Annotated in this window: 17 protein-coding genes and 1 tRNA gene; 6 read left to right on the top strand and 12 right to left on the bottom strand. The window is 69.9% G+C overall.

Annotated elements, in window-relative coordinates; genetic code table 11:
- Positions 1-109 precede the first annotated feature (109 nt).
- Both HUG12_RS17775 and HUG12_RS17770 read left to right on the top strand, forming a co-directional pair.
- Positions 110-1,033: a coiled-coil protein gene (locus HUG12_RS17775; protein ID WP_179270058.1), complete on the top strand. Its 924-nt coding sequence runs from the start codon at positions 110-112 to the stop codon at positions 1,031-1,033.
- Between the two features lie 686 nt (positions 1,034-1,719).
- Complete coding sequence (locus HUG12_RS17770) at positions 1,720-2,715, top strand: S49 family peptidase (RefSeq protein WP_179270057.1); 996 nt, start codon at positions 1,720-1,722, stop codon at positions 2,713-2,715.
- Between the two features lie 51 nt (positions 2,716-2,766).
- Here HUG12_RS17770 and HUG12_RS17765 read toward each other — a convergent pair whose 3' ends face one another.
- Positions 2,767-3,156 (bottom strand): RidA family protein, encoded by a 390-nt coding sequence (locus HUG12_RS17765; protein ID WP_179270056.1) that lies wholly within the window; start codon positions 3,154-3,156, stop codon positions 2,767-2,769.
- Positions 3,157-3,240: 84 nt separating this feature from the next.
- On the opposite strand from HUG12_RS17765, the gene HUG12_RS17760 reads away from it, so the two are divergent.
- Positions 3,241-4,368, top strand: a complete 1,128-nt coding sequence (locus HUG12_RS17760; RefSeq protein ID WP_179270055.1) for a DUF373 family protein — start codon at positions 3,241-3,243, stop codon at positions 4,366-4,368.
- Positions 4,369-4,397: 29 nt separating this feature from the next.
- On the opposite strand, the gene HUG12_RS17755 is transcribed toward HUG12_RS17760, so the two are convergent.
- The 4 genes from HUG12_RS17755 to HUG12_RS17740 form a co-directional block, all read right to left on the bottom strand.
- Complete coding sequence (locus HUG12_RS17755) at positions 4,398-5,138, bottom strand: hypothetical protein (RefSeq protein WP_179270054.1); 741 nt, start codon at positions 5,136-5,138, stop codon at positions 4,398-4,400.
- Positions 5,139-5,214: 76 nt separating this feature from the next.
- A complete protein-coding gene (locus HUG12_RS17750; RefSeq protein WP_179270689.1) occupies positions 5,215-6,006 on the bottom strand; it encodes an aldo/keto reductase in 792 nt (263 codons plus the stop codon).
- Positions 6,007-6,194: 188 nt separating this feature from the next.
- Positions 6,195-6,956, bottom strand: a complete 762-nt coding sequence (locus tag HUG12_RS17745; RefSeq protein ID WP_179270053.1) for a proteasome assembly chaperone family protein — start codon at positions 6,954-6,956, stop codon at positions 6,195-6,197.
- Positions 6,957-7,310: 354 nt separating this feature from the next.
- A complete protein-coding gene (locus tag HUG12_RS17740; RefSeq protein WP_179270052.1) occupies positions 7,311-8,102 on the bottom strand; it encodes a sugar phosphate isomerase/epimerase family protein in 792 nt (263 codons plus the stop codon).
- Between the two features lie 123 nt (positions 8,103-8,225).
- Between HUG12_RS17740 and HUG12_RS17735 the strand changes: the two genes are divergently transcribed.
- The gene (locus tag HUG12_RS17735; protein ID WP_179270051.1) at positions 8,226-8,693 is read left to right on the top strand and encodes a DUF6653 family protein; all 468 of its coding nucleotides are present in this window, start codon (positions 8,226-8,228) and stop codon (positions 8,691-8,693) included.
- Positions 8,694-8,695: 2 nt separating this feature from the next.
- On the opposite strand, the gene HUG12_RS17730 is transcribed toward HUG12_RS17735, so the two are convergent.
- Positions 8,696-9,646, bottom strand: coding sequence for an aminopeptidase (locus HUG12_RS17730; RefSeq protein ID WP_179270050.1), 951 nt, complete (start codon positions 9,644-9,646; stop codon positions 8,696-8,698).
- 182 nt (positions 9,647-9,828) lie between these two features.
- Between HUG12_RS17730 and HUG12_RS17725 the strand changes: the two genes are divergently transcribed.
- Entirely contained in the window at positions 9,829-10,902 is a 1,074-nt protein-coding gene (locus HUG12_RS17725; RefSeq protein ID WP_179270049.1) for a type II glyceraldehyde-3-phosphate dehydrogenase, read from the top strand.
- Between the two features lie 33 nt (positions 10,903-10,935).
- Here the strand turns inward: HUG12_RS17725 and HUG12_RS17720 are convergent, their stop codons facing one another.
- The 4 genes from HUG12_RS17720 to HUG12_RS17705 form a co-directional block, all read right to left on the bottom strand.
- On the bottom strand, positions 10,936-11,424 hold the full coding sequence (locus tag HUG12_RS17720) for a metallophosphoesterase (RefSeq protein WP_179270048.1): 489 nt from the start codon (positions 11,422-11,424) through the stop codon (positions 10,936-10,938).
- 48 nt (positions 11,425-11,472) lie between these two features.
- Positions 11,473-12,702, bottom strand: a complete 1,230-nt coding sequence (locus HUG12_RS17715) for a phosphoglycerate kinase (RefSeq protein ID WP_179270047.1) — start codon at positions 12,700-12,702, stop codon at positions 11,473-11,475.
- 237 nt (positions 12,703-12,939) lie between these two features.
- Positions 12,940-14,901 carry an ABC transporter ATP-binding protein gene (locus HUG12_RS17710; protein ID WP_179270046.1) on the bottom strand — a complete coding sequence of 654 codons (1,962 nt, stop codon included), beginning with the start codon at positions 14,899-14,901 and terminating at the stop codon, positions 12,940-12,942.
- Positions 14,902-14,963: 62 nt separating this feature from the next.
- Entirely contained in the window at positions 14,964-15,461 is a 498-nt protein-coding gene (locus tag HUG12_RS17705) for a DUF192 domain-containing protein (protein WP_246308086.1), read from the bottom strand.
- Between the two features lie 90 nt (positions 15,462-15,551).
- On the opposite strand from HUG12_RS17705, the gene HUG12_RS17700 reads away from it, so the two are divergent.
- A tRNA-Val gene (locus tag HUG12_RS17700) sits at positions 15,552-15,624 on the top strand.
- A 212-nt stretch (positions 15,625-15,836) separates the two neighbouring features.
- Here the strand turns inward: HUG12_RS17700 and HUG12_RS17695 are convergent.
- Positions 15,837-16,364, bottom strand: a complete 528-nt coding sequence (locus tag HUG12_RS17695) for a phosphopantetheine adenylyltransferase (protein WP_179270045.1) — start codon at positions 16,362-16,364, stop codon at positions 15,837-15,839.
- A 104-nt stretch (positions 16,365-16,468) separates the two neighbouring features.
- On the bottom strand, positions 16,469-17,641 hold the full coding sequence (locus HUG12_RS17690; protein WP_179270044.1) for an MFS transporter: 1,173 nt from the start codon (positions 17,639-17,641) through the stop codon (positions 16,469-16,471).
- Positions 17,642-17,657 lie beyond the last annotated feature (16 nt).

The raw sequence follows: 17,657 nt of genomic DNA, 5'->3' as shown, positions 1-17,657 counted from the left end.
GTGGCATCGCACGCTGAATGATACGGGGTTCTCACACACATCCGATCACACGCAGCTTTTCCGTAGCGTCCGCCACGACCGGAGCAGTATGGTGTCGAGGTAACGAATCATGGTAACGAAAGAGGAAGTTCTCGAAGAGTACGGACTTGACCAGCTTGACGAATCGCGAAACGTCGAACTCGACGACGAAAAGCTCGAGAGCGGCTCCAAGGGCGAACTGATCAAACTCGCAGGTCAGCTTCGCGACCGCCGCAACGAGCTCAACCAGATGGCCTCCGAGCGCGCGTCAAAGCGCGACGACCTGAACGCGAAGACCCGCGAGAAGGTCGACGAGGCCCAGGAACACCGCGAGAAGCGGGACGAGCTCAACGAGCAGGTGCAAGAGCACAAGGAGTCGCGAAACGAGCTCAACGCCGAGGCGAACGAGCTGTTCGACGAGGTCGAATCCCGCAAGCAGGAGCTCGAGCTCAACTCGGGCAAGTCCATCGAGGAGCTGAAGGAGGAGATCGAGGACCTCGAGTTCAAACAGCAGACCGAGGTGCTCTCCACGGAGGACGAGCGCGAACTCATCGAGAAGATCGAGGACAAGCGCGAACAGCTCTCCGAGAAGAAAGGCAAGGTCGAGCAGAGCGGCGACCTCGAGGAGCTCATCGAGGAGGCCGAGGAGGTCCGTAGCGAGGCGTCGACCCACCACCAGAAGGTGACCGAGCTCGCCGACGAGGCCCAGGAACACCACAACCGGATGATCGAGTCCTACCGCGAGGCGGACGACATCCGCGACGAGGCCGACGAGATGCACGAGCTCTTCGTCGAGGCCCAGGAGGCGGCCGACCGCCACCACGAGGACTTCGTCAGCGTCCAGAAGCGCCTGCGCGAACTGGACAAGGAGGAGGAGCAGGAGCGCAAGGCCGAGCGCGAGGAGAAGATGGAGGAGGAACGCGAGGAGGCCGAGGAGATCTACCAGAAGTTCAAGGACGGCGAGACCCTCGACACCGAGGACCTGATGAAGCTCCAGAAGACGGGGCTTCTCTAAGCCGGCGTTCGATTTCGCGTTCTGCGGTTTCGATGGTTCGGGTAGCGGCGGCCCCGTCGGTCGGACGGCGTCGGTGATTAGCCGTTACGATGCCCGTGGACGTCCCCTGTATCTAGCCGTTCCGGAACCCGTGAGGTCACCGTCGCGGCACTGTCCTGTGAAAGCCCCCGCGGCTGTCGGCTTCCGCGCCTCGCTGCGCTCCTTCCTTGTGGTGCTTGCTTCGTCGGGGTTCGCCGACCTACTGAAGAGCACGCTCTCCCGAGTTCACGGGCGCGTGCGCCCGTGAAAGCCCCGGCCCCTTTCAGTCCCGCCCGACCGCACCCCACCCTCCCTTACCTCGGAGCGAGCTCCTCGGAAGTCACCCTCGCTCGCAAGCTCGCTCGCGTGACCAGCCTCCTGCGCTCCTCGCTTCGCTCCCTGCGGTCGCTCACGCTGCGGTGCTCGTCCCTCGCGCGCGTGTGCTCGTTCGCGGGACTCATGGTTCGAGAGACGCCACAGGCGTCTCTCGTCATCACGAAAATCTTCGATTTTCGAACGACTGCGCTCGACCCGCGTGCTCTCGTTCGCTTCGCTCACGAGACCCCCACGAGGGGGCTCGAGTCGCGCGCGCCGGGCGGTCGAGGGGTCGGCCACTCGTCGGGGCGGCGGCACCCGGTATTTACGTCCCACGCCTCCCTGCTGGGGGTATGGCTGATTCCATCCAGACCGCGCTCCGCGCGCTCGGCGTCCTCGCCGCGGCGCTGCTCGCCGCGCTGCTCGGTTACGTCCTCCTGTACCGCGTCCCCGCGGACCTCACCGACCTGCTCGGCATCCTGCTCACGGTCGCGCTCGTTCTGGCGGCGGTCAGGCTCGCCGCCCGGGCGCTCGAGTCCAGGTTCGCCGACTACAACGTCGCCGAGGTCGAGGTCTCGGGGCCGATCACCCGCGACGGCGGCGGCGGACGCCTGCCGCGCTCGCCGTCGACGCCCGACGCCGACGAGATCGTCGAGGGGATCGAGCGCGCCGACGAGGACCCGAACGTCGACGCGCTGATGGTGAAGCTCAACACGCCCGGCGGCGAGGTCGTGCCGAGCGACGACATCCGACTCGCGGCCGCCGAGTTCGACGGGCCGACCCTCGGCTACGCGACCGACCTCTGTGCGTCCGGCGGGATGTGGATCGCCGCGGGCTGTGACGAACTGTGGGCGCGGGACGCCTCGCTCGTGGGCAGCATCGGCGTCCGCTTCTCCCAGACCCGCTTCGACGAGTTCGCCGACCGCTACGGGGTGAGCTACGAGCGCATCGTCTCGGGCGACTACAAGGACTCGCTGGGCGCGCCGTTCAAGGAACTGGAACCCCGCGAGCGCACCTACCTCCAGGGCCTCTCGGACGCGTGGTACGACACGTTCGTCGAGCGCGTGGCCGAGTCGTTCGACATGACCGAGACCGCGGTCCGCGACACCGAGGCCCGGGTGTTCCTCGGCGAGGACGCGGTGGAGATGGGGCTCGTGACCGCGCTCGGCACCGACGAGGACGTCGAGGACCGGGTCGAGGAACTGCTCGGCGAGGAGGTCGTCAGGCGGGAGTTCGAACCCGAACGGGGGCTGGCCGAGCGCCTGCGGTCCGGCGCGGCGTCGGTCGCGTTCGCGGTCGGCGCGGGCGCGGCCTCGGTCGTCGCCGGCGAGGACGGGCTGGAGTTCTGATCCGGGTCGACCCCGTCCCGCGACGGGCTCCCCCTTCCGTCGTCCCCGTTCTCACTCCTCGACGACGGCGATCGCTTCGATCTCCACGAGCATCGCCGGGTCGACGAGCCCCGACACCTCCACCATCGTCGTCGCGGGCCCCACGTCCTCGAACGCCTCCCCGTGGGCGCGCCCGATCGCCTCCCAGTCGTCGACGTCGGTGACGTACAGCCGCGTCCTGACGACGTCCCCCAGCCCGCTCCCCGCCTCGAGCAGCGCCGATTCGACGTTCCCGATGGCGACGCGCGCTTGCTCCCCCGGGTCGCCGTGACCGACGACCTCGCCCGACTCGTCCGTCGCCGTGGTGCCCGAGACCTCGATCCGGTCGCCCACGCGAACCGCCCGCGAGTAGCCGACTTTCGACTCCCACTCCGTGCCGCTGGCGACGCGTTTCCGTGCCATACGGCCGGGTCGACGCCACGACGGGAAAACGCACCGTCGTGCTCATGTGAGGGGTTTTTCACTCCAGGGTCCCATCTCCCCGCCGTGACGACGCTGGTCCTCTGTGTGGACCGCTCGAACGACGTCGGCCGGAAGGCGGGCGTCGCCCCTCCGGTCGTCGGCTGGGAGGCGGTCCGCTCGCTCGTGACCGACCTCGGGCTGTCGGACCCGGAGGACGCCGGCGTCAACTCGCTCCTCGAGTCGCTCCGCGTCGCCCGCGACCTGCAGGACGGCGGCGAGGAGGCGGTCGTCGCGGTCGTCTCCGGGGCCGGCGACTCCGCGGTCCGTGCCGACAGGGCGCTCGCCGCCCAGCTAGACGATCTGCTCGCGGGCAACGACGTCGACTCGGCCATCGTGGTCATCGACAGCGCCACCGACGAGCGCGCGGTCCCGATCGTCGAGTCGCGGCTCACCGTCGACTCGGTCGACCGCGTCGTCGTCCGGCAGGCGCGGGACCTGGAGTCCACCTACTACCTCCTCAAGCAGTTCATGGCCGACGAGGAGCTCCGGGAGACGGTGCTCGTCCCGGTCGGGGTCGGCCTGCTCATCCTCCCGGTGCTGCTGGTGCAGTTCTCGACCGCGGTCGCCGTCGCGGGGCTCGCCTCGCTGCTCGGCGCCACGCTGCTCTACTACGGGCTCGGCGTGGACGAGGTCGTCGAACGGAGCCCGGAACGGGCACGGGAGGCGCTCTACTCCGGACAGGTGTCGGTCGTCACCTACGTCGTCGGCCTCGGGCTGACGCTCGTCGGCGCCTTCCTCGGCCTGCTCGAGGCCTCCCCGACGAACGGCGTGACGTTCGTCGCAGTCATGGAGTTCGCCTACAGCGCCGTCCCCTGGCTCGCGCTCGCGGCGCTGACCGCGTCGTTCGGCAGGCTGCTCGACGAGCTCATCCGCGACGAGGGCGTCCGGACGCCGTACCTGAACCTCCCGTTCGGCGTCGTCGCGCTCGGGCTCGTGGTCCGGGGGTTCGCCGGCTGGTTCCTCGAGCGGGAGGCCGACCGCGCCCCGATGGAACTGCTGGGCGTCGCACTCGCTCCCACCGAACGACTCGCCGTGTTCATCGTCGGCGGCATCGTCCTCGCGCTCGTCGGCGTGCGCGTGGCCGCCACGGTCTCGGACGAGCGGCTCGACGACGTCATCGAGGACGGCGTCGGCGGGAGCGACAGGGGGTAGCGGGCGGCGGTCGGACGGACGTCCGGCGCTCAGGACGACGTCGGCCGGATGACGTCCGCCAGCGTGACGAGGAGCCCGACGAGCCAGCCGAGCGGGACGGCGATGCCGAACCACATGAGGACGTAGGCGACCCCCCGTAGCTCGAACCGCGAGCGGAGCGCCTGGTCGATGCCGCCGACCGAGAGGACGTTGTCCAGCAGCCACACCGCGAGCGTGTAGCTGTTCACGAACACCACGTCGGCGAGCGCCGGCGAGTAGAGCGCCGCGACGACCGGCGGGAGGAAGAAGGCCGTCATCCCGGCCGGGTACGCGAACACGACGCTCGTGACCCGCCCGCCGACGCGGGAGAACACGACCGCGAGCGCCGCGGCGACGGTGGCCACTCCGCCGGCGACCGCGACCGCGACGAGCCCCCTGAGCGAGAACTGGCTCGCCCACGCCGCGACCGTCAACAGCCCCCACGCGACGACGGAGACGAGGACGACGCCGAGGATGCCGATTCGGGTCGCGGCGGTGTTCACCCGGCTCGCGTAGAACCGGGCGGCGAACCCGAACAGCAGGAGCGGGTACGTGACCGCGACGAGCGGGAGACCCAGCGTCCCCCAGAGGTAGTAGGCGACCTTCTGCACGTCCGTCTCCGGGGACCACTTCCCGACGACGCGCCCGGGGTCGAGCTGGCGGGGAAACAGGAGCTCCATCCACGTCGCGTGCAGCCGCTCGAGGTCGATGCGCAGGGCGTCGAGGAGCCCCGGCGAGGCGCGTCGTTCCATCGGCGGGGTAGAGTGAGGGGTCCCGATTGAAGGTTACGACTCTCCGGAGCGGGATCCCGCGGCCGTCGGTCGCGACTCAGTCCCGGTTCCAGGGGCCGAAGTCGGGGTCGACGCGCCGGTCCGTCCGGTCGATGTCGTCGATGGCCGCGACGTCCTCCCCGTCCAGGTCGAGCCCGAGCGATCCCCAGTTGTCCCGGATGTGCTCCTCCGAAGTCGCCTTCGGGATCGCGGTGACGCCCTTCTCGCGCAGCCACGCGAGGCTCACCTGCGCGGCGCTGGCGTCGTGCTTCTCGGCGACGTCGGTCAGCACGTCGACCTCGAACACCTCGCCGCGCGCGAGCGGCGAGTAGGCGACGACCTCCACGTCGTGCTCGGCGCACGTCTCGCGGAGCTCCTCCTGCCGGAGCAGCGGGTGGCACTCGACCTGGTTGGCGAAGATCGGCGCGTCGGCGATCTCGGCGGCCTCGGCCACCTGCTCGGGGAGGAAGTTGGAGACGCCGACGCGGTCGATCAGCCCCTCGTCGTACAGATCGTCGAACGCCCCAAGCGTCTCTTCGGCCTCGTACTCGCGCACGGGCCAGTGGACGTACAGCAGGTCGAGCAAGTCGACGCCCAGGCGGTCGAGGCTCGCGCGGGCCGTCTCGCGGACGTCCTCGGGCGCGAGGTCGTCGATCCAGACCTTGGTCGCGAGGAACACGTCCTCGCGGTCGACGTCCGCGCGGGCGATGCCCTCGCCGACCGCCTCCTCGTTCCCGTACGCCTGGGCGGTGTCGACGTGTCGATATCCGACGTTCAGGGCCGTCTCCACGGTCGTCCGGCACTCCTCGGGCTCGTCGTTCTGCCAGGTTCCGAGCCCGAGCATCGGCATCCCGTTCGCGTACGGCGCGTCCGCCGGGTCGTGCTGCTGCTGCTGGTTCACCATCGTCGGAACGACGCCTCTGACGGGGAAATGGGTTGCGGCAGGGGGTCGAACGGCCGGTTCGTGGTTCGATAACGCGGGTCGCGCTGTCGTTCGCGGTCTCACGTCCTCGCGGCGTCGAGATGCCGCTCGCGGTCTCAACCGATGTACCGGAGTTCGTCCTCGCTCGGCATCCCGCCGCCGCCCTGCATCTCCTGGATCTTGCCGACGACCTCCTCCATCTCCTCGGCGCGCTCCTCGAGGTCGGCGAAGTCGACCTCGAACCCGAGGACGGTCTGGAGCACCTCCAGGACCGCCTGCGCGCTCTTCGGGTCGACGAGGTAGCCCGACGTCTCGCCCATCAGGCAGGCGGCCTCGAGGCCGCGTCGGCCGCCGAGTCCGAGCACGAGCCCGGAGACGCCGACGATGCCGCCGGCGGGTTCGTCCGCGCGAAACTCCACGTCGGCGTCCTCGAGTTCGGGCTTCGCGTCGGCGTCGTTCACCGCGCCGAGCACGCCGTACTCGTCGTCGTCGATGAGTTCGCCCGTGGGGACGCCCCCGAGCGCGAACGCGCGCTCGCAGCCGAAGTCGTCGGCCACGTCGAGGAAGGCGTCCGTGAGCGTGTAGTGGCCCTCGTTGCTGGCGGCCTGGTGGTCGCCGGTGAGCACGAGCAGGTCGACGCCGTCCGCGTCGACGTGGTGGAACTCCGCGTGGGTGAGTTCGGTGACGCCCTCGTCGTCGACGGTCACCTGCGGGGGGAACTCGGTGGTGTAGGCACGCCGGACGAGCGTGCCGTCGAACTCCTCGACGAGGTGTTCGGCGACGAGTTTACCGACGTGGCCGACGCCCGGGAGCCCCTCGACGAGGGCCGGCTCGTCGAGTTCGGGGTCCGCCACGACCTCGATGTCGATCTGGTCCATGTCCGTGAAAGGCGGGTCCGCTTCATAAAGGGTCGTCGGCTCGGGGACGTGGCCGCTCGGCGATCTCGCCGGACGAACCGACGTGACCCGGCCGTCGGAACGGAACGGCTCGAACGTCCCCGCGGCGGTCGGCCACGAGCGCCGACCGTGATCCTCGTCACTCGGCCTTCGGCCTGCGGCACTTGCTTTACCGGACTTCGTGCAAACCCGCGGGTTCCCGGGAACTACGGCACGACGACCGGATCGTTCGCCACGACCGGACCGTTCGCCACGACGACTAAACGGACATCGGAGCCGAACGCCGCGGGGCTTCGGAGGCAACCCACCTCGCGTGGCCGATCGGATGCCGGCCGATCAGACGCCGGCTAGCAACGAATCGAACCGCTCCTTCCCCGCGGCGGCGTACGACCGGTCGAACGCGAACAGTTCGTGCGTACACGTCCCCTCCCAACCAGTCTCGCGCATCGCGTCGGCGATCTCGTCGAACGCCACCTTCCCCATCCCGACCGGGAGGTGCTCGTCGTCCCCGTCGATGCGGGTGTCGTTGAGGTGCAGGTGGCCGATTCGGTCGCCGTGCTCGCGGATCAGGTCGGCCTGTGCCGCGCCGTCCTGGCCCGTCACGAACGCGTGTCCGGTGTCCAGACACGCCGACGCGTCGGTCTCGGCGAACAGGTCCGGGAGGTCGCCCGCGTCGAAGAACGGCGACTTGAGGTTCTCCGCGACCGCCTCCACCCCCCGCTCGGCGGCGTAGCCGGTCAGGCGCCGGGCCGTCTCGTACATCCCCGGGCGCACCTCGGCGGTCGTCCACTTGTCCCCGTTCGCCAGCGTCTGGAGGTGGAACACGCCCTTCCCGGCGCCCATCGCCGCCGCGTGATCGATCGCAGCCTCCAGCTCCCGGACGCCGCCCTCGCGGACGTGATCGCGTGGCGAGCAGGCGTCCAGCCGGTACGGGAGGTGACACACCAGGTCGAGGCCGTGCTCGTCCGCGAGCGTCCGAACGCCGTCGGCGTCGACCCGCGACCGGTCGAACTGGTGGTCCGCGTTCAGTTCGAGGAAGTCGAAGCCGTGCTCCGCGGCCAGGCGAAAGCACCGCTCCGGGTCGGCGCCGTTGTCGACCATGAACCCCTGTCGGATTCCGTCGGTCATACCTCACCGTCGACGGGACGGCCAATGGTGCTTCGGGTGCGGGCCGGACGTGCGCCGGCGAGCGCCGCCGTCCCTCCGGCGAGTGCGGCGAACGGATTAGTCGTTCGGGTGCGAAGCGAAGCCATGCGGCTCGCCGCCCGTCTCGCGGACCGTGACTCGTTCTGGGAGCGCCACGCGAACCCGTGGAGCGGGTGGTCGCGGTTCCTCGCGACCCCCATGCTCCTGTACGCCGCCTACGCGCGCGACCGGCGGGTCCTCGCGCTGGCGCTCGGGTTCACCGTCGTCAACCCGGTCGCGTTCCCCCCGGTCGACCGCGGGGGCGACCCCGCGTGGATGACCCGCGTCGTGGACGCCGAGCGGGCGTGGATCCGCGGTGAGATCGAACCGGGCGCGTGGACCCGACTCAATGCGGTGAACTCCCTGCTCTTCGGCTACGCGCTCCTGTCGGCCTACCGGCGCCGGCCGACGAGGGCGACGCTCGCGGCCGCCGTCTCGACCGCGCTGAAGCTCCTGTTCGTCGGCGTCCTCGTGCGGAAGCGCGCCACTGCCCTCTCACGCACTGCGGACGGCGGACGAGAACTACCCGGCTGAGGTCAGGGACGCGGGAGCTCCACGGGCTCGCCGTCCGCGGTGACCGTCGGGTCCCGGAGTATGCCGTCGAGGTGGAGGGGCGCCTCGACGTCCCCGCCGATGCCGGCGTCGTCGCCGATCGCGACGTGGACCGTCCCGGCGGCCTTCTCGTCCAGCAGGACGGAGCCGACGAGTTCGGTCACGCCGACGTTCGTCCCGATTCCGAGTTCCGCGAGGTTGTACGCGGCGTCGCCGACCTCCTCGGCGGCGGCCTCGATCTGGCCCCGGATCTCGTCGTCCGAGACGTCGGTCACGTAGCCGTCCGCGACTTCGAAGGTGAGCTCCTGGCCCTCCTCCAGCAGCCCGTGGGGCATCATCGTGCCGTCGACGACGTAGGTGCCGTCCGCGGTCTCCGGCGAGAGGAACACCTCGCCGGCCGGGAGGTTCGACATCCGCCCGGGGTCGTGGACCATCCCGGTGTCCGAGAGCCACTCGCGCCCCCCGCGGGCGAAGGTGATGTCCGTCCCCTTCTCTGTCGTCACCTGAACCTCCTCGGCGGTCGCAACCTGCTCGAGCACGTCGTGACAGTGCCGCTCGATGGCGGCGTAGTCGGCGTCCAGTCCGGCGAGCATCACCTCGCGGGTGATGCCGGGCATGGTCGCGACGCGCGCGCCGTGGTCGTTCGCCTCGCCGCGGGCGCGGGTGTGGCTCAGGCTCTTGGTCGTCGGCGCGACGACCACGTCCGCCTCGCGCATGGCGGCCGCGACGGTGGCCGGGGGTTCGGCACCGTGCTGGTCGCTCGGCGGGTAGCGCGCGATCACTGAGTCGTCGGTGACCCCGCTGCCGACCTCGTAGAGCGCCTCGCCGATCTCCTCGCGCGCGTCGTCCGTGACGATGAGGAGGGACTCGTCCTCCCCGAGGGCCATACACTGGTGGATCGCGGTCGACGCCGCGTCCCGGAGTCGTTCGTCCATGGTCGACCCGTCGGACGGGCGGGCGTTAGGTCTTGTCAAAGGGCCCGCCCTCGGCCGGACCTGCGGCTCGACCGGTCGGGCGTGGAAGCGAACCCGTAATCCACCGTATTACTCGCTCTGTAGTTGTTTTCTCGGCATTTCGTCCGTAACGATTAACCCCGCCGGCGGGCGACGTTTCGATGATGATCGAGGTGGGCGTCAACGGCTACGGCACCATCGGTAAGCGCGTCGCCGACGCGGTAGCCGCCCAACCGGACATGGAGCTCGCGGGAGTGGCCAAGACCCGTCCGAACTACGAGGCAGAGACCGCCGTCCGGAAGGGGTACCCCCTCTACGCGGCGGTCCCGGACCGCGCGGATCGCTTCCACGAGGCCGGCATCGACCTCGCCGGCGAGGCGGAGGACATGGTGATGAAGTCCGACGTCGTCGTCGACACCACGCCCTCCGGGATCGGGGAGCAGAACCGGGAGCTGTACGAGCGGTACGACACCCCCGCGACGTTCCAGGGCGGCGAGGACGCGGACGTCGGCGACACGAGCTTCGTCGCGCGCGCGAACTACGACGCCGCGGCAGCCGAGGACGTCGACTACGTCCGCGTCGTCTCCTGTAACACGACCGGCCTCTCTCGGCTGCTCGCCCCGCTCCGGGAGGCGTACGGCGTCGAGAAGGCGCGCGTCACGCTCGTCCGGCGGGGCGGCGACCCCGGACAGACCTCCCGCGGGCCGATCAACGACATCCTCCCGGACCCCGTCTCGGTGCCCTCCCACCACGGTCCGGACGTGAACACGATCTTCCCCGACGTGGACATCGACACGCTGGGCGTGAAGGTCCCCGCGACCCTGATGCACCTCCACTCCGTGAACGTGACCCTCGAGGCCGAGCCGTCGGCGGCCGACGTGCGCGACCTGCTCTCGGACGAGTCGCGCCTCTTCCTCGTGCCCGAGGAGGCCGGCATCGACGGCACCGGGAAGCTCAAGGAGTTCGCACAGGACACCGGCCGCCCGCGCGGAGACCTCTGGGAGAACTGCGTCTGGGAGGAGTCCGTCTCGACGGAGGGCAGCGACCTCTACCTGTTCCAGTCGATCCACCAGGAGTCCGACGTCATTCCGGAGAACATCGACGCGATCCGCGCGCTGCTCGACCGCGAGGACAAGCAGACGAGCATGGCGACGACCGACGAGACGCTCGGCGTCGGCCTGGAGTCGCTGTTCCGCGGCGCGCGCCGGCGGGTCGTGCCGCGGGAGGCTGACGACTGAGCAGGCGCTCCCTGCACGGAACTCCTTCCGTCGCTACTCCAGTTCCTCGAACGACACGTCCCCGGTATCGGCGTCGAGCAGGACCCCGGCCGGCCCCTCCTCGTTCCCGGGGATCGGCACGCCGCCGGGGTTGACGTGGACGGTTCCGCCCCGCTCCTCGTGGACGCGCTCGTGGGTGTGCCCGCGCAGGACGTAGTCGTAGTTCCCCGACTCGAGCAGGGCGTCGACGATGGGCTCGCTCGTCCCGTGGTAGACGGCGAAATCCAGTCCGCCGAAGCTCAACTCGCCCATCTCCCCGAGGTAGGCGCCGAAGGACCGTACGGCGTCCGCGAGCGCCCACTCGCCGTCGTTGTTGCCGTGGACGGCGTAGAACTCGAAGTCCGCGTCGAAGGGGACCGCCGAGAACGGCGCGACGACGTCGCCGCAGTGGATCACCGCCTCGGCGGTTCCTTCGAACAGTTCCACCGCAGCGTCGACGTAGCGCGCGTTGTCGTGGGTGTCGGAGACGACGCCGATCTTCATGTCCCGTGTTTCGTCCGCGAGACACAAGAAGCCGGGTGTCGTCGCGGCTCAGCCGTCGAACTCGCCGGCCGCGTTCCGTTCCAGTAGCTCCACGGCCGGCAGGGGCTCGCCCGTCAGCGCGCGGATGTACGCGCCGCCCGCGATGGAGACGTGCGAGAACTCCGCCTCGTCGAGGCCGTACATCTCGATCGCCCGGGAGGTGTCGCCGCCGCCGACCACCGAGAAGCAGTCGGTCTCGGCGATGGCGCGGAGAACGCCCACGGTCCCGTCCTTGAACCGCTCGTCCTCGAAGACGCCGAGCGCGCCCTTCACGAAGACGGCGGCCGAGTCGCGGACGACGGCCTCGTACTCCTCGACCGTCCCGGCGCCGACGTCGAGGAAGGAGTGCTCCTTGTCCTCGACGGCGTCGACGTCGACCTCCGCGCGCCCGCCGTCGGGCCCCTCGTACGCGAGGTCGGAGGCGAGCCGGAGCCGGTCGCCGTGCTCGTCGAGCACGTCGCGGATGGTGTCCTCGTTCTCCGCCCACTGCTCGTCGAACAGGTCCGTCCCCACGTCGCGACCGACCGGGTAGCCGGCGGCCCGGAGGAACAGTTCGCCGGCGACGCCGCCGAGACAGAACGCGTCGACCTTCCCGTCGAGCGCCTCCATCACGTCGATCACGTCGGTCGCCTTCGTCCCGCCGACCACCATGGTCACGTCGCCGTCGAACTCCCGCGAGGCGATGGCGGTGTTCGCCTCGTACTCGGTCTCCATCACGCGCCCGGCGTAGCTCGGCAGGCGGAGCGGGAAGCCGACCAGCGAGGCGTGCTTGCGGTGGGCCGCCGAGTAGGCGTCGTTGACGTAGGCGTCGAACTCGGGCGCGAGCGTTTTCACGAACGCGCTGTTCGCGTGTTCCTCGGGCTCCTTCTCGGGGAGCTCGTCGTCGGTCATCCGGGTGTTCTCGAGCAGGAGAACGTCGCCGCCGTCGAGATCGCGCACGGCCGAGAGCGCCCGCTCGCCGAACGTGTCGGGGACGAAGTCCACGTCGACGCCCGCGTGGTCGGCGAGGACGTCCGCGTGTTGCTCGAGCGAGACGAAGGTGTCCCTGCCCGGACGTCCCTGATGGGCGAGAAGTGCGACGCGGTGACCCGCGTCGGCGAGTTCGGCGACGGTCGTCGCGTGCCGGTCGAACCGGCGGTTGTCCTGCACTCGTCCGTCCTCGACGGGGGAGTTGAGGTCGAGGCGGGCGACGACGCGCTGCTCGGGGGAGAGATCGTCGAGCGTGCGGAAGCGACTCATCGGGTGGAGAGACGTCGGTACGAGACTTAGATGATGGGGAAACGGAGCAGTCGCTCGGGGCTTGCGGCCCGCGGGAACGCCGCTCACTGGGCTGACAGGCGGCCGTGCTCGGGGCGTGGCGGGCGCGCCGTCGGGCCGCACGACCGCTTCCCGACGCGCCGTGATGGCTATGCCATCGGGGTGTCTGGCCCCGGTTTCGGATAAAACGGTTCGTGCGGCCCGTCCCGCCCGACCGGATCAGTCGTCGTCCGTCTCGGCCTCGGTCCGGGAGGCGCGGCGGGCTGCGCGGTCGATGAACTCCTGGGGGAGTTCGTCGATCTCGCCCGCCTGCACGCCCCACAGGTGCGCATAGAGGCCGTCGCGTTCGAGGAGCTCCTCGTGTTCCCCGCGCTCCGCGACTCGGCCGTCCTCCAGCACGAGGATCTGGTCCGCGTCGCGGATGGTCGAGAGCCGGTGTGCGATGGCGAACGTCGTCCGGTCCTCCGTCAGCTGGTCGAGCGAGCGCTGGATGAGCATCTCCGTCTCGGTGTCCACGTCGGAGGTCGCCTCGTCGAGCACGAGGATCTCGGGGTCCTTCAGCACCGCGCGGGCGATCGAGAGCCGCTGGCGCTGGCCGCCGGAGAGCTTCACGCCGCGCTCGCCGATCTCGGTGTCGTACCCCTCCGGAAGGTTGGAGATGAACTCGTGGGCCTCGGCCGCCTTGGCGGCCTCGACGACCGTCTCGTCGTCGGCCCCGAACGTGCCGTAGGCGATGTTGTCCCGGACCGTGCCATAGAACATGAACGTCTCCTGGCTGACGTAGCCGACCTGCCGGCGGAGGCTCGGGATGGTGACGTCCCGGAGGTCCTGCCCGTCGATGGTGATCGCCCCCTCGTCGACGTCGTACATGCGGAGGAGGAGCTTCAGGACGGTCGACTTCCCGGCGCCGGTCGGGCCGACGAGCGCGAGCGTCTCACCGCCCTCGACCTCGAAGCTCACGTCCTTGACGATGGTCTCGGACTCGTCGTAGCCGAACGTGACGTCGTCGTAGGCGACGTCGCCGTCCCCGACGACGAGTTCGTCGGCGTCGGGGTCCTCGGCGATCCGGGAGGGCTCGTCCATGAGCCCGAAGATGCGCGCGGAGGAGGCGCGCGCCCGCTGGTACATGTTGATGATCTGTCCGAACTGGGCCATCGGCCAGATGAACCGCTGGGTGAGCGTGATGAAGATGACGAACTGGCCGAGCGCGAGTTCGCCCGTGAAGAACCACGGCGCCCCCGAGAACACCCAGAGGCCGCCCACGAGGAACGTGAGGACGAAGCCGACGCCAGCGATGACCCGCAGGCCGGGGAAGAACTTGATGCGCGTCCCGATGGCGTCCCAGTTCGCGTCGAAGTAGTCCATCGACACGTCGTCGACGCGGTCGGACTCGAAGTCCTCCGTGTTGAACGTCTTGATCACCTGGATGCCGCCGAGGTTGTTCTCCAGCCGCGAGTTCAGCGCGCCGACCGACGAGCGCACGTCGGCGTACTTCGGCTGGATGGTCTCGATGAACTTCCAGGTGAAGAAGGCGATGAGCGGGACGGGGACGAGCGCGACCAGCGCGAGCTGCCAGTTCATCGTGAAGAGGATCGTCGCGATGGCGACGACCATCACCGACAGCCGGAAGAAGGAGTTCATCCCGTCGTTGAGGAACCGCTCCAGCCGGTTCACGTCGTTCGAGAGGATGGACATCATCTCGCCGGTCTGCTTGTCGGCGAAGAAGTCCATGTTCAGCCGCTGCATCTTGTTGTAGGTGTCCACGCGGATGTCGTGCTGGATGTTCTGGGCGAAGGAGTTCCAGCCCCAGTTGCGCGACCAGTGGAAGGCGGCGCCGCCGAAGAAGCCCAGCGCGATGAGCGCGATGGAGAACTCGAACTGCGCCTGCCTCCCCGCGGGGAGGACGCTCGCTATCGTCGCGGGGCCGATTCCCGGGAGCAGGTCGGCCGCCGCCTCGGCGTACGTGATCTCCGCGTCGGGGTTGAACAGCGCGTCGATGGCGACGCCGAGCACGAGCGGGGGGAACAGATCGAGCACGCGCGCGAACACGCTGGCGACCAGTCCGACGGTGAACTGGTACCAGTTGTCGCGTCCGTACTCGGCGAACAGCCGTCGCATGGCGTTGTCCGTCCGCTCGCGGACGTCTTCGAAGGGATCGTCCTCGTCGGCGGGGTGACTCATCGCTCGGACTGGACGAATCCGCCACCCTAAAGGGTTCGCTTCGAATCGAAATGGTCCGGCTCCTAGTAGTCGCCCTCGACCACGATGCGGTCGCCCTCGTCGATCCCGGTCCGGTTCGTGTAGCAGTACGGCACCTCGAGGACGTACTTCCCAGTCCCGGAGTACCGGGTGAGGTCGCCGCCGCTCGTCCCCTCCGGCGGGAGTTCCGCGTTGTGAATCCGCGTGACCGTCCCGTTCTCCGCGACGAACACGATGTCGATGGGGAAGTCCATGTCGCGCATCACGTAGTCGTGCTGGCCCTCGCCGTCGTGGACGAACAGCATCCCCTCGCCCTCGGGGAGCGATTCGGTGTCGCTGAGGCCGGTGTAGCGCTTCGAGTACGTGTCGGCCACGCGCATGTCGACGGTCGCGAGTTCGGTGCCGTTCGCGTCCACGGCGGTGACGGTGGTGCGTTCGTACTCGCCCGTCTGCATCAGGAGACCGGGCGCGAACGCGAGCACGCCCGCGAGGCTGACCGCGAGCGCGACGAGCACGACGGCGACGGGGCGACGGCGATCCACGGTCGGGTTTCGCGCTCGGCCGTGGAAAGCGTATCGCCGCGGGCCGGAAAGGACAAGCGTTATTCGACCCGGTCCGGTTCGTTCGGGTACGGGCTCGTGGTCTAGCGGTTATGACGCTTCCCTTACAAGGAAGAGATCGGTGGTTCGACTCCGCCCGAGCCCACTTCTACCGCCGCCACCGCGACGAGCGAAGCGAGGAAGCGGCGGCGGCCGTGTGGCGGACGAGGAGTCGAAGGAGACGAGGCGCGCGCAGCGAATCGAGCACGTCCCGGCGTGGTTCGACTCCGCCCGAGCCCGCTTCGGCCTCGCCCGGGACGGTCGCTCACGGCAGCGGTTCGACGGTCTCGGATCCGGCACCCTAGCGACGACGGGAACTCACCCGGAGCCGTCCAGAACCCGCCCGTGAGCGTCGATCTCGCCGTTCCGGATGCGGGTGCTGCTGATCCTCGCCCCGTCCTCGGCGATGACGAACGGGGAGACGTGGATCTCGAGCGGCCGGAGGCCGTCCTCCGCCCGCCGATCGTTGAGTTCGTGGGCGCGGCGCTGGGCTTCCGCCTCGGGGGAGACGACGAGCGCGTCGACGTCCTCCCGGGTGGCGGCGGGGCCGTACGCGTCCTCCAGCTCGGTGATCTCGTACGACGCCGAGTAGGCGTCGCCCAGGCGGTCGAGTTCCGCGTCGAGGCTCTCGCGCCGTTCCCGGAACGGGCCGAGCAGTTCGGCGTGGGACGGGTCGCTTCGCGTCCGCTCGGCGAGGTCGGTCGACGTGAGCGCGACGACGACGTGCCCGTCCCCGTCGCCGTCGTGGCTGGCGGTCTGGAACGCCCCGTGCAGGAGGGCACGGTGGCCGTGGTGGATCGGCGTGAACGTCCCGCCGAGGATCGCGACGCGGTCGGTGTTGGTCACGCCCGCGGATTGGGGCCCCAGGCCCGTATAACGTGGAGACGGAGTCGCGAGCGCCGATCCGACCCGAATCGGTCCGCCGGGCAGCGCGGCCGGGGCGTCACCCGTCAGTAGCCCAGCCCGAGCGCCCGGTTTCCGGCGACGGCTGCGGCCCCCAGCGCCATGACGGCCGAGAGCAGGCCGAAGGACGCGGACCAGCCGACCAGGTCCGCGACCGTGCCGACGACGACGCTTCCCGTCGCGCCGAGCGTCATGTAGGCGGTCCGGACCAGCCCGAACCCGGCCCCCCGCTCGGCCTCCGAGAGCACGTCCATGAACCGGGACTGGAGGGGCGCGCCCCAGCTCATCGCCACGCCGACACAGAGCACTCCCGCCAGGACGACGCCCGGCCGGTCGCCGACGACCAGCACGCCGTAGCCGACGATCCCCAGCAGCATCGTTCCGAGGACGACCGACTCGCGCGAGAGGCGGTCCGAGAGGCTCCCCAGCACCGGCTGGGAGGCGCCGTGGACGACGAAGTAGACCGAGAAGAGGACGCCCGCGGCCGTCGTCGACAGGCCGTGGTGCGCGGCGAGGAAGGTCGGGAGGAACGAGGCCGTCGCCTGCCAGGTGAACGCGCCCACGATCGCCAGCGCGGTCGTGTACCGGATCTCGGGCCGCGAGAGGAGTTCGGCGAGCGGGGCGAGTTCGAACCGCTCCCGGACGGGCTGGTCGGGGCGCCGGGGGTCGGTCGGCCGGATCGAGAGCGCGAACGCGACGAACACGGGGACCGCCACGACCGCGCCGAGGGCGATGGCCGCCCGCCAGCCGTAGCGCGCGCCGACGACGGCGGCAGCGGGGGGCGCGAGCAGGCCGGCGAGCGGCCCGCCCGCGACGTGGACGCCGATGGCGCGACCGATGTCGTCGAACTGGCGGGTGAGGAACGTCGTCGCGACGCTGTAGTGGAGACCGGCGGCCGCGCCGAGCGACACCGTCGAGAGGAGGAAGAGCGGGAACGACGGAGCGACCGCGAGGCCGGCGCTCGTCGCCGCGGTCCCGCCGACCGCCACGAGGATGACCGTGCGCTCGCCCAGACGGTCCCCCAGGACGCCGCTGGGGAACTGCGAGAACGCGTACGCAACCCACATCCCCGAGAGCGCCAGGCCGACCGTCCCGTTGGAGACCTCGAACTCGGCGGTGAGGTCCGGGACGATCGGGCTGATGACCAGCCGCGCGACCATCGTGCCGAAGAAGGCGAGCGTACAGAGCGAGAGTGCCGTGTACCGGTACGGCCAGTTCACGGCGAAAGTTCGGAGA

It is taken from the genome of Halorarum salinum, from assembly GCF_013402875.1.
In the GTDB taxonomy this organism is placed as follows: Archaea; Halobacteriota; Halobacteria; order Halobacteriales; family Haloferacaceae; genus Halorarum; species Halorarum salinum.
This window is presented reverse-complemented; position numbering and strand designations above follow the sequence as displayed.